We start from the raw sequence: 11047 nt of genomic DNA, 5'->3' as shown, positions 1-11047 counted from the left end.
CCACAGTATAGTCACTGCCCTCGGCCTTCAGCGCCGTGGTAGTAAAGGTAGCGCTCCCTCCGCTGAGAGCCTCGGTGGAGGAGGCGACCTGGGTATTGTTTTTGTCGGTGATGGTGAACGTCACCGTGCCGGTGGGAGTAATGCCCGACGCGCTCACAGTGGCTGTGAAAGTGACCGATTCCCCGGTGACCGGCGTGCCGCTGGGAGAGGTAAGAGAAACAGTGGTTGTGGAATCTGTCTTTACCAACTGCGTGAGCGAGGAGGAGGTGCTTGCGTTGAAGTTGCTGTCGCCGTTGTACTCTGCGGTAACCGCGTAGGGGCTACCGCTGGCATCCAAGGTGGAAATGTCGTACGTGGCTGCTCCTGAGTTATCCAAGTTCTCAGTGGAAGTGGCGACTTGAGTTCCATCTTTGTCATTTACGGTGAAGGTCACCGTACCAGTAGGCGTCCCTGCCCCGGGGGAATCGACGCTGACCGTGGCGGTGAAGGTGATCGGATCTCCAACATTAGCTGGGTTATTACTGGAAGATAGCGTCACACTGGTATCGGCCGGGTTCACCGTCTGCTGGTAAGTACCGGTGCTTGAATTAAAGTTACTGTCGCCGCTGTACTCCACGCTGATGTCTATATGATTGCTGGCATCAGCGTCAGCTGCGTTGAGCGCGGTGGTACAACTGGCCTTGCCGGCGTTGTTCAACGGGACATCAGTACAAATCGGAGTTCCAGTAGTCGTATCACCCTTGTAGAAGGTCACCGTGCCGGTGGGGGTACCCGAGCCGTCCCCGCTAGCTTCTACGGTAGCGGTGAAGGTGACCGGCTGGCCGGTTACTGACGGATCCTGGCTGGAGTCGACCGTTACGCTGGTATCGGCCGGGTTCACTGCCTGAGAATACGGAGAAGCCTTGTTATCGCTTGATGTGTAGTTATCGTCCCCGCTGTACTCCACGGTTATCGAATATGAACCCGCAGCATCAAATGTGTAGGTGCAACTGGCTTTTCCATTACTATCCAAAGAAATGCCGGAAGAGATGGCGACGTTGTTGACGTAGAAGATCACCGTTCCTGTAGGAGTCCCTGCGCCGGGGGATACCGCCGCTACAGTGGCGGTAAAGGTAACCTCCTGTCCAGTTACGGAAGGATTCACATCGGCTTCCACAGTGACCTCGGTCGAGGCCTTGTTCACGGTCTGATACACCGGGTCGGAAGTGCTAGGATCGTATCCATAATCGGAATAACCACTGTATTCGGCCATAATGGTATGCGTGCCAGCCCCTAAGTCTGAGCTCGTGAAGGTGACGGTGGCCGTTCCCTCGGTGGCCAGGTCCTTTGTCCCCAACGTGGTCGAACCGTCCTTCAGCGTCACCGTACCCGACGGGGTCTGCACCCCGGAGACCGTCACCGTAAACGTTATCGTCTGACCGTAGACGGATGGATTAGGGGAGGAATCAACCGTGGTCGTAGTGCTTCCGGCGAGCCCGGAAACCCCGATCGCCAAGCACGCGAGCAGGGCCAATAGCGTCACAGACCACTTTCGCGGCGTCCGCACCGAATAGAGCGAGAACATCTTATTCCATCTTCCTTCGCATCGTTCCGGTTTAGCTTTCTGTCCCATCTTTCCTCCTCCTAGAATACCACGCCGGCGGTGACCGCGGCGCGCGTCAATCCATACCTTCCGAACGTAGCCTGCACCGTCACCACGGCGGGACTGAACCTGAACGTAAGCGAACTAGACAGGCTGGCGAACCCGAACTTCTCGTCCCGCTCAGCGAACGCAACGCTGGTCGATGCCGAGAAGATCCCCTGTGACAGCGAGAGCCGCATCGATAGCCCGGTCATCCCGCGCTCCAATCCCGAAGCGGTGGCGGAGAATCTGCCAGTCATCGCTCCCATGTTCAAGCCTGTGTTGAAGCTGAACGACATCGACTTGAGCTCCATCGTGTCCAGGGCGAAGGCAACCCGGAACGGAGCCATGTCGAACGAGACGGTCACCCCGTTGAACCGGGGCGGGAACGGAGTGAGGGTGACCGAGCCGCCGATCGTCGCCTTGTCCCACAACCTGCCGGAGAGGTTGATCCGCGTGTTGAACTGCGTGGTGCCGCTCGTCTGCGTCGGCGTCTTGGCGAAGTAGAAGCTCGTTCCTAACATCACTGACTGAACGCTCGTCCCGTACAGGCTCACATCGGCCAGCTTGATCCCACTGATGCTGACCCGGGCAAAGTAGTTGTTGGGCAGGACGCTCCCGGTAGCGGAGTAGCCCTTGATGTTCCGGCCGGATTCGGACGCGTTTATCCCGAGCTTTGCGCTCATGGAAAATCCCAGTTGCGCCCGCCAGCTCACAGACGTCAGACTCCCGATGGCGAAGCTCTGGGACTGCACCGGGTATTGAAGCGGGGTGAACGAGGCGCTCGGGTTGGGGAAGTTCAGGTCCTCGAGCATCACCAGGTGCGAGATGTTGAACCCTCCGATCGAGGATAGGGCGGTGAACCGCGCCTTGACGAACATGATGTCCCCGGGCGGGATGAGCACCGAATTCGGCAGGTTGTTGACGTCGGTTACCGCCTCAAACGGAACTGCAAACCACATCTCGGGGATCAACTTCAGCCGGTCGAACTTGGTCCCGTAAATCTCCAGTCGGTCGAGGTTCAATGGGGTCTTGATCACACAATGTTCGGGGCCGGCGGTGTTCACCGTCGTGTCGAGGTCGAGATCGATGACGCCGAAGCTCGAATGCAGCACGAGATTCGACGCCACAGCGAACTCGAGCATCGTAAACTCGCTCGGAGTGTTGAGCTTTATCTCACCAGTCAGAGTGGTAGGAATCCGGCGGGCAACAAGATTCAGCCCGAATCGACCGGAGATCTGTGCAAACGTTCTACATCCTGCAACAACTACAACCATCGCCAGGAAAAAAACTGCACGTGAAATCCTCATTTGCATTCGCGCCTCCCTAATTCGTTCGCTCTACTCCATCACCTTCCCCCGGTCCGGTTTCCCCCTCAAAACAAAAAACGCCCCTTGTCGGACGACAAAGAGCGCCATATCACGTTTTGCCCGAGACCACTACAGCCAACGTTTCCCCCCGATCCGGGCAACCACGCTATCTCTGCAAAGAGATCGATGGCTTTGCGCACCTGTTTCGCAACAGGATCGCCTTTTTCCGAATCTAAACAACCAAAACAGTAATGCTATTATAGAGATCTTTTCACGTCAGTCAATAGCAAAGTGCCTGATTGTCGTGGTTACCGGATGAACGGTGGATTCCTTAAAGCATACTTAGATAAAATGCACTTGCTTTACTGTAAACAGAACGAGGAGAACCTGCGCTAACGCGGGACTTTCAACCCGTAGGCTAAACGGGTTTGTCGATCCTATCACATGATCCTCCTCAGCTTCGGATCGAGCCGGTCGCGGAGCGCGTCGCCGAGCAGGTTCACCGACAAGACGGACAGGGCGAGGAACACCCCGGGGAAGACGATGATCCACGGGGCGCGGAGGATGTACGTACGTCCCTCGTTCATCATCCCGCCCCAGCTCGGCAGGTACGGCGGGATCCCCACCCCGAGGAAGTTGAGCGCCGCGACGTCCATCACCGAGAACGCAAACGTAAACGTCGCCTGCACGATCACCGGGGAGATGAGGTTGATCGTGATATGACGGAGGAGGATGCGCATTGGGCTCACCCCCAGGGCACGGGCGGCCTCGACGTAGGTGTTCTCCCGCAGGGAGAGAGTGGAGCTGTAGACGACGCGGACCATGCGGGGTGCCCACACCATTCCCACCGCGAGGATTACATTGAACACCCCGGGCTTCCCGAAGATGGCCATCAGCGCCAACGCGAGGATGATCGCCGGGAAGGCCATGATCGCATCAACCAGCCGCATGACGACCAGGCCGAACGTATCGTAGAACCCGGAGAGCATCCCGATAGGGAGCCCGACAACCAAGGAGAACGCGGCGATGGCAAGCCCGAGCAGGAGGGTGATCCGCGTTCCGGCGAGTGCCCGGCTCAGGATATCCCGACCGAAGTGGTCGGTCCCGAGAAGGTGGGTCCGGTTCGGCCCCTGCAGCCGAGCGGCCAGATTCAGCCCGTTCGGGTCGAACGGGGAGATCGCCGTCCCGGCAACGGCAAGGAACAGGAGGATTCCAAGCATGATCAGGGCGAACAGGGTGGTCTTCCGCTTCGTGGCGAACCCAGCAAATGACCTCCACATGGCACTGATCCGGTCGCGAACCCGCCGCCGCCAGGCCGCCACTCTCAACCTGAGTTCATCTTTCCTCTCGTTCATCATCGGTAGCGGATCCTCGGATCGAGCATGGCGTAGGTGAGGTCAGTGAAGAAGTTGACCACCACATACAGCACAGCGACGACCATCATGATCCCCTGGATCACCGGGTAGTCGCGCTTCAGCACCGACTGGACAATCATGCTCCCCACCCCGGGGAGGGCGAACACGTTTTCCGTCACCACCGCCCCGGAGACGAGCGAGGCAAACGTGAACGAGATCACCGTCACCGTCGGGATCGCCGCGTTGCGCAGCGCGTGCTTGGCGATCACCGCCCATTCCGACAGCCCCTTGGCGCGTGCGGTGGTGATGTAGTCCGCCCCGAGGACATCGAGCATGCTCGAGCGGGCGGTGCGGGCGACCAAGGCGGCGTTGACGAACCCGAGTGATATCGCGGGGAGGATCAGATTCTTCAGGTTGGCGATGTTCCCGGTGGCGAGGACGGAAGTGAACCCCGAGCTCGGGAGGAGGTGGAGCTTTCCCGCCACAACGACCATCAGCATCAGTCCGAGCCAGAAGCTGGGGATCGACGCCCCGGCGAGGGCGACGAGCAGCAGCGTGTTGTCGGTCCAGCTGTTCGGGCGGATCGACGAGATCACCCCGGCGGGGATCCCGAGCCCGACGACGACGAGCAGGGCCATGATCCCGAGAAAGACGCTCGTCTCGGCGTGCTGGCCGATCATCCGCAGCACCGGCTGACGGGAGAACAAGGACTCCCCCAGGTCGCCGTGCAGGAAGTTGACGATATAGCGGTAGTACTGGACCCAGATCGACTGGTCCAATCCCCAGGTCGCACGCAGACTTGCAATCTGCTCCGGAGTGGCGTTCGGTCCAAGGAGGACGTCGGCCGGATCACCCGGGATCATCTGCATGAAGGCGAACGTAATGCTGATCACCAAGAAGGTGCTGATCAGCATTCCCATCCCCCTGCGCACGATGAATGATACCATCTTCTCTCCGATCTAGAAGCCCCTCCGCCGTTAAGACGGAGGGGCGTGATTCGTCCTACTTGCGCCAGGAGTTCCAGAAGTACGGGGATAACATCGGCGGACGGGCTTCGGTCCCGTACCCGCCTCCGATCTCGGCCCGCATCAGGTGGAGCTGATAGGCGTCACCGAACTTGATCGCCGGCACCTGCTGGTACCACAGGCGCATGATCTCCTCCCACTTGGCGTAGCGGGCCTTGAAGTCGGTGATCTTGTTCAGCTCCTCCCGTAGTTTCTGAATCTCCGGGGTGTTCCACCAACCGGCGTAGTTCGGGTTGAGCATCAGGACGAGCGACGGATCCGGGGTCGTGCTGTAGTAGGAGAACGCGAGCTCCCACTGCGGATCCTTGACGTTGTTCCGCCGCGCGAAGAACGTTGCCTTGTCGTAGACCTGGAGGTCGACGTTGAACCCGACCTTCTCCAGCTGGTCCTTGACCACAAGCGCCTGGTTGTACTGGGCGGTCATGTCCTGGGCGACGATCATCCGAATCGGCTCACCGCTGTAGCCGGCCTCCTTCATCAGCCGCTTTGCCTTCGCCGTGTCGTGCTGGTTGTACAGCTCGGTCCCGGCGGTGGTGTACCATCGGATCCCGGGCGCGAAGTAGCTCCCGTCCAGGCTCCAGAACGTGGGATCACCGTACCCGGCGGCCATGATCGGGGTCATATCCAGGGCAGCGAGGATCGCCTGTTTCAGGGTGTAGTTGGTGGCGAGCAGGCTCTTCTTGTTGTTGACCAGCATGATCGGATAGATCGGCGGGTGGTTGGTGATGATCGGAACGATGTTCTTGTCGCCCTTGACGGTGGGCAGCAGGTCGCTCGGGATGTTGACGGCGTAGTCGTACGTCCCGGCCTGGACCCCGACCAATCGAGCGTTGTCCTCGGGGACGAAGAAGAACTGGAGCTTGTCGAAGTAGGCGACCTTCTTGCCGGCGAACCCGCTCGGGGGTGCGGAGACGGCGGAGTACTTGTCGAACCGCTCGAGGAGGATGTAGTCCCCGGCCTTCCACTCGACGAACTTGTACGGGCCGGTCCCGATCAGGTCCTTGGGCGCAATCGGTTGGTCGCCGGCGGCCTCCACGACCTCCTTCGGGTAGATGCTCGGTCCGCCGTAGATGTTCGCCAGGTAGGTGGTCATCGGTGCAAACGGCTGATCGAGGGTGATCACGATCGTGTAATCATCGGGAGCGGAGATGTCGGTCACGTGGGCCCACAGTGCCTTGGAGGTGAGCCCGTATTTACCCCACCGCTCGAGCGAGGCAAGGACGTCGGCGGCCGTCATCTCCTTCCCGTTGTGGAACAGGACCCCGTGCCGGAGGTGGAACGTGGCCACGGTCCCGTCGGCGCTCAGCTCCCAGGACTCGGCGAGCATCGGCTGCGGGGTGTAGGTAGCGTCGAACGCGAACAGCCCCTCGAGAACGTGCCGCGCTGGAATACTGGCGGCGACCCCGGTCGTCATCTGCATATCAAGCGTCCCCGGCTCGGAAGCAAGGGCACAGCGGAACGTCCCCCCGTAGTTGCCCTCCTCCGCCACAACGGCGGTCCCGGCGAGCAGGAGCAGCGCTACCATTAACAATACCGCGATTAATCCGTTTCTGTTCAAGATTGCCTCCTTTTCGTGGTCTTTCGTTTGAAACCGGACTGCAACATTACTGGGTTTTATCTGCGCTATCACCCCCTTTTGCCCGGGCGGCAACGGCCTCGGGTTCGACCCCGGCCATCATCAGCCCGATTCTCTCCGCCTCCACCCCCTCGCGCGGGAGGGTCCCCATGATCCTCCCCTCGTAGATGACGGCGATTCGGTCGGAGAGGTTCAAAATCTCATCGAGGTCCTCGGAGATCAATAGTATTGCACACCCTTTCTCTCGCTGCTCGATCAAGCGGCGGTGGACGTACTCGGTGGCGCTGACATCGAGCCCGCGCGTGGGCTGGGCAGCGACGAGAACGCGGGGATCGCGCGACAGTTCGCGGGCGAGGATCAGCTTCTGGATGTTCCCTCCCGATAGGCTCTTCACCGGCGTTTTTCGGGATGGGGTCTTTATGTCGAAGTCCTTGATCAATCGATCGCTCTCGGCGGCGATGCGAGGAAAGTTCAGGAAGATTCCGTTCGCGTACGGCGGGCGGTGGTGATCCTTCAGGATCAGGTTCTCCTCCACGCTGAACTCCCCCACCGTTCCGTCCGTCATCCGCTCCTCAGGGATGTAGGAGAGGCCGTACTCGAGGAGGCGCGCCGGAGACGCTCCGGTCACATCACGTCCGTCGATCACGACCTTGCCGCGGCTCGGTCGGCGCAGCCCGGCGATCACCTCGGCCAGCTCCCGCTGCCCGTTTCCCGACACCCCCGCCAGTCCCAAGATCTCGCCCGACCGCACCTCCAGATCGACCCCACGCAGAACGGGCATCCCGGCATCCCCGTCCGCCCACAGTCCTTCTACGGCCAAGCGGACGTCTCTTTGCTTGGCAGGAGGACGCTCGACTTGGAACAGGACCTCCCTGCCGACCATCAATCGGGCCAGCTCCTCCTTGGTCGTCTCGGCGGTGGGGACGGTATCTACCACCCGACCGTCCCGCAGGACCGTCACCCGGTCGGAGAGTCCGATAACCTCATGCAGCTTGTGGCTGATGAAGATGATCCCGTGTCCGTTATTTACCATCTGTTTTAGGATCTGGAACAGCTCCCCCACCTCCTGCGGGGTGAGGACGGCGGTCGGTTCGTCGAGGATGAGGAGGGATGCCCCACGGTACAGAACCTTCAGGATCTCCACCCGCTGTTGCTCCCCCACGGAGAGCTGACGCACCTCGGCACCGGGATCGACGTGCAGCCCGTACAGCTTCCCCAATTCCTCGAGTCGGGCGGATACCCGGTCCAGGTCGAGCACGAACTTTCGAGATGAGGGGAGGCCAAGGGCGACGTTCTCCGCTACGGTGAACGTAGGAACGAGCATGAAGTGCTGGTGCACCATCCCGATCCCGCGGCGGATCGCATCGAGCGGGGAGTGGAATCGGACCGGAACCCCGTTCACTCTGATCTCCCCGGCATCGGGACGGTAAAGGCCGTACAGGATCTTCATCAACGTGCTCTTACCCGCCCCGTTCTCCCCGAGCAGGGCGTGGATCTCCCCGGCGTGGACGTCGAAATCGACGTGGTCGTTGGCGAGTACCCCAGGAAATCGCTTGACGATCCCGCGCGCCTCCAGCGTCTCGACCTTCTGTCCGGTAGCTACAACCACGTTTACTCCTCGAGTGATCGGCCGGGGCGGTTATGCCCCGGCCGTCTGTCGGCTTCAGTCTCCGAGATTGATTTGAATCTTCCCGCTTATGATGTCGTCGATCGTCTGTCCGACGAGCCCCTCCGGGTTGACTGCGATCTTCAACCCGCCGTTTGCCAGGTCGAGGGTGTAGATCTTCCCGCCCCGGACCCCGTTCTTGATCGACTCGATCATCGGCTTCAGGGCGACGGTCCAGTCGACGATTACGCTGCTCACCACGATCTTGGGCGCAAGCGGGCTCTGATCGACATCGTACCCGAACCACAGCACCCCGTGCTTCTTGGCGACTCCGATCGCCCCCACCACCATCTGGGAAGTACCGGTGAGGACATCCGCTCCCGCGTTGATCATCGTCCGCGCCGTCTCGGCGGCGAGAGAGACGTCGCTGTACGAGCCGGTCCAGGTGACGCTCACCTTGGCGTTCGGGTTGGTGGCCAAGACTCCGGCCTTGAACCCCTCGGTGTACCGCTTGGCGTCACCGGTCTCGATCGGCCCGATCACCCCGATGATCCCGCTCTGAGAGAGTTTTGCCGCGAGGACTCCCTGTACATACCCGCCCTGCTCGGAGTAGGGCTGGTAGGAGAAGACGTTGGTGATCCCCATATCGGAGAAGGTGTTGGCCGTCGATCCCCATGCAAACGCGACGTTCGGGAAGTCGGGGGCGATGTCGACGAGCGAGCTCCCGTACTGGGAGCCGTGGGCGATGATCAGGTCATAGCCCTGGCTTGCGTAGTCGCGGATCGCCGCGGCGGCATCGGAGATCACGAACATGTTCTCCGAATAGTCAATCTGGAAGTTGTCCTTGCCCATCTCGTTCTGGATCGCAATCAGGGCGTCATACATGCTCTGGCTCCACGCCGAATCGTTGATCGTGCTCGGCATGACAAACGCAACCCGGAACGGCTTCGCCGCTCCAATCACCCCAAGCGATCCAACGACGATCCCAATCAGCATCAATACCAGTACTGCCTTCTTAAACCTCATCGTTTCCCTCCTTTTTTGATCTTCTGATTTAGTTGCCTACCCGGTTAGTGTCTTTGGTCGACCACCTCCTTTCAGCTTTCTCCGCGCTCGAACGGCTTATTAAGTGCAGCAGGGGCGTTCACGCGCCGCTTAGCCATCGCGGCCAGGACGAGAATCGTCACCACGTACGGCATCATGAGGGCGAAGTCAGACGGGACGTTCACTCCCTTCACCTGGAGCCATACCTGGATCGCGTTAACTGTGCTGAACAGAAGCGCTCCGAGCAGGACCCCGGTCGGCCGCCATCCTCCAAAATAGACGAGGGCAACCGCGATGAACCCGATCCCGTTTGTCAGGTTCTGCTGGAAGGTATTGAGCAGGGCGATGGAGAGCGACGCGCCAGCGACCCCGGAGAGGAGTCCACCGATGATCACAGTGGTATAGCGGATGCGCTCGACGTTCACCCCGAGCGAATCGGCCGCCTCCGGCTTCTGCCCGGCGGCGCGCACTTTGAGCCCAAACGGGGTCTTGTTTAACACGAACCATGCCACGGGAACGAGCGCGAATGCGATATAGACCAAGATGTTGTGCCGGAAGAATATCTCCCCGATTACCGGGATCGCAGCGAATCCGGGAATGACCAGATCAGGGAATCCGTCGATCGTCTGCACGTGTCCGACCGTCATCCCGAACAGAAGTGTGCTCAGCCCGAGGCCGAAGATGTAAAGCCCGATCCCGCTGATCCCTTGCTCCGCCTTGAGGGTGACGCTCACGAACGCCATCAACAGCCCGAGGAGGGCCCCGGTCCCGGCCGCTGCCAGGAGACCCAAGGAGAGGCTGCCGGTGCGCAGAGCGACGAAGAACGCGACGTACGCCCCCATCAGCATGATCCCATCCACTCCCAGATTCACCACCCCGCTCAGTTGCCCGAGCGTCTCGCCGATCCCGGCATAGAGATAAGGAGTGGCGAGGCGGATGGCGGAACTGGCGATCCCGGCGATGACCGATCCGATCATTATTCTTTCTCCCCCTCCGCAGAAAGCCGTTCTGCCCCCTTCTCCACCCGCTGCGCACGGCGGCGGCGCAGGATCTCACTTCCCACCACGAACAGCACGATCAACCCGTTGATCGCTCCCATCAGGGCTGAGGGAACCTGCACCACCCGTTGCATCTTGTTCGCCCCGGTGAGGAGGGCCCCGAGGAGGAACGATGCCGGGATCGCCCCGAGTGGGTGCAGCTGTCCGAACAGGGCGGCGACGATCCCGTTGAACCCAGCGCTTCCGGTGAACCCGAACGCCGATCCGTCGGTGAACATGCGGTGGTGCAACCCAAGGACCTCGACCGCCCCTCCCAGCCCGGAGAGTGCCCCGGCCAACAAAAGGGAGAGAACCATGTACCGCTTCACCGGGATCCCCGCTCCGACCGCGGCCCGCAGGTTCTTTCCCACGGTGCGGATCCGGAACCCGATCGTCGTCCGCCACAGGAAGACGTAGACCAAGATGGCGAACAGAACCGCGATCCCTGCCCCGAGATGGAGACGGGTCGGGAC

Annotated in this window: 9 protein-coding genes and 1 riboswitch; all 9 genes read right to left on the bottom strand. The window is 60.7% G+C overall.

The features are described from left to right. On the bottom strand, nt 1-1612 hold a 1612-nt coding region (locus J7J55_02650), incomplete at its 3' end, for an Ig-like domain repeat protein (protein ID MCD6141607.1). An 11-nt stretch (nt 1613-1623) separates the two neighbouring features. Further along, a complete protein-coding gene (locus tag J7J55_02645; GenBank protein ID MCD6141606.1) occupies nt 1624-2766 on the bottom strand; it encodes a hypothetical protein in 1143 nt (380 codons plus the stop codon). Between the two features lie 318 nt (nt 2767-3084). After that, nucleotides 3085-3162: riboswitch (cyclic di-GMP riboswitch) on the bottom strand. A gap of 209 nt (nt 3163-3371) precedes the next feature. Beyond that, complete coding sequence (locus tag J7J55_02640) at nt 3372-4286, bottom strand: ABC transporter permease (protein ID MCD6141605.1); 915 nt, start codon at nt 4284-4286, stop codon at nt 3372-3374. After that, nucleotides 4286-5233, bottom strand: a complete 948-nt coding sequence (locus J7J55_02635; GenBank protein MCD6141604.1) for an ABC transporter permease — start codon at nt 5231-5233, stop codon at nt 4286-4288. Before J7J55_02635 ends, J7J55_02640 begins: the two co-directional genes overlap by 1 nt. Before the next feature lie 55 nt (nt 5234-5288). Next, nucleotides 5289-6836, bottom strand: a complete 1548-nt coding sequence (locus tag J7J55_02630; protein MCD6141603.1) for an ABC transporter substrate-binding protein — start codon at nt 6834-6836, stop codon at nt 5289-5291. A gap of 79 nt (nt 6837-6915) precedes the next feature. Further along, the gene (locus J7J55_02625; protein ID MCD6141602.1) at nt 6916-8496 is read right to left on the bottom strand and encodes an ABC transporter ATP-binding protein; all 1581 of its coding nucleotides are present in this window, start codon (nt 8494-8496) and stop codon (nt 6916-6918) included. A gap of 54 nt (nt 8497-8550) precedes the next feature. Then, a complete protein-coding gene (locus J7J55_02620; GenBank protein MCD6141601.1) occupies nt 8551-9519 on the bottom strand; it encodes a BMP family protein in 969 nt (322 codons plus the stop codon). A gap of 71 nt (nt 9520-9590) precedes the next feature. Then, a complete protein-coding gene (locus J7J55_02615) occupies nt 9591-10514 on the bottom strand; it encodes an ABC transporter permease (GenBank protein MCD6141600.1) in 924 nt (307 codons plus the stop codon). After that, nucleotides 10514-11047 (bottom strand): ABC transporter permease (locus J7J55_02610; GenBank protein MCD6141599.1); only part of this gene is annotated, 534 nt, incomplete at its 5' end. The genes J7J55_02615 and J7J55_02610, both read right to left, overlap by 1 nt.

The sequence above is a fragment of the Candidatus Bipolaricaulota bacterium genome (genome assembly GCA_021159055.1).
Lineage (GTDB): Bacteria > Bipolaricaulota > Bipolaricaulia > UBA7950 > UBA9294 > S016-54.
Note: the sequence above shows the minus strand (reverse complement) of the source record. Positions and strands in the feature narration are given on the sequence as shown.

What these genes read in the sequence shown, in the direction of transcription:
- J7J55_02635 (MCD6141604.1), bottom strand. Translation starts at nt 5,233, where the DNA reads ATGGTATCATTCATCGTGCGCAGGGGGATGGGAATGCTGATCAGCACC.
- J7J55_02615 (MCD6141600.1), bottom strand. Translation starts at nt 10,514, where the DNA reads ATGATCGGATCGGTCATCGCCGGGATCGCCAGTTCCGCCATCCGCCTC.
- J7J55_02620 (MCD6141601.1), bottom strand. Translation starts at nt 9,519, where the DNA reads ATGAGGTTTAAGAAGGCAGTACTGGTATTGATGCTGATTGGGATCGTC.
- J7J55_02640 (MCD6141605.1), bottom strand. Translation starts at nt 4,286, where the DNA reads ATGAACGAGAGGAAAGATGAACTCAGGTTGAGAGTGGCGGCCTGGCGG.
- J7J55_02645 (MCD6141606.1), bottom strand. Translation starts at nt 2,766, where the DNA reads ATGCTCGAGTTCGCTGTGGCGTCGAATCTCGTGCTGCATTCGAGCTTC.
- J7J55_02630 (MCD6141603.1), bottom strand. Translation starts at nt 6,836, where the DNA reads ATGGTAGCGCTGCTCCTGCTCGCCGGGACCGCCGTTGTGGCGGAGGAG.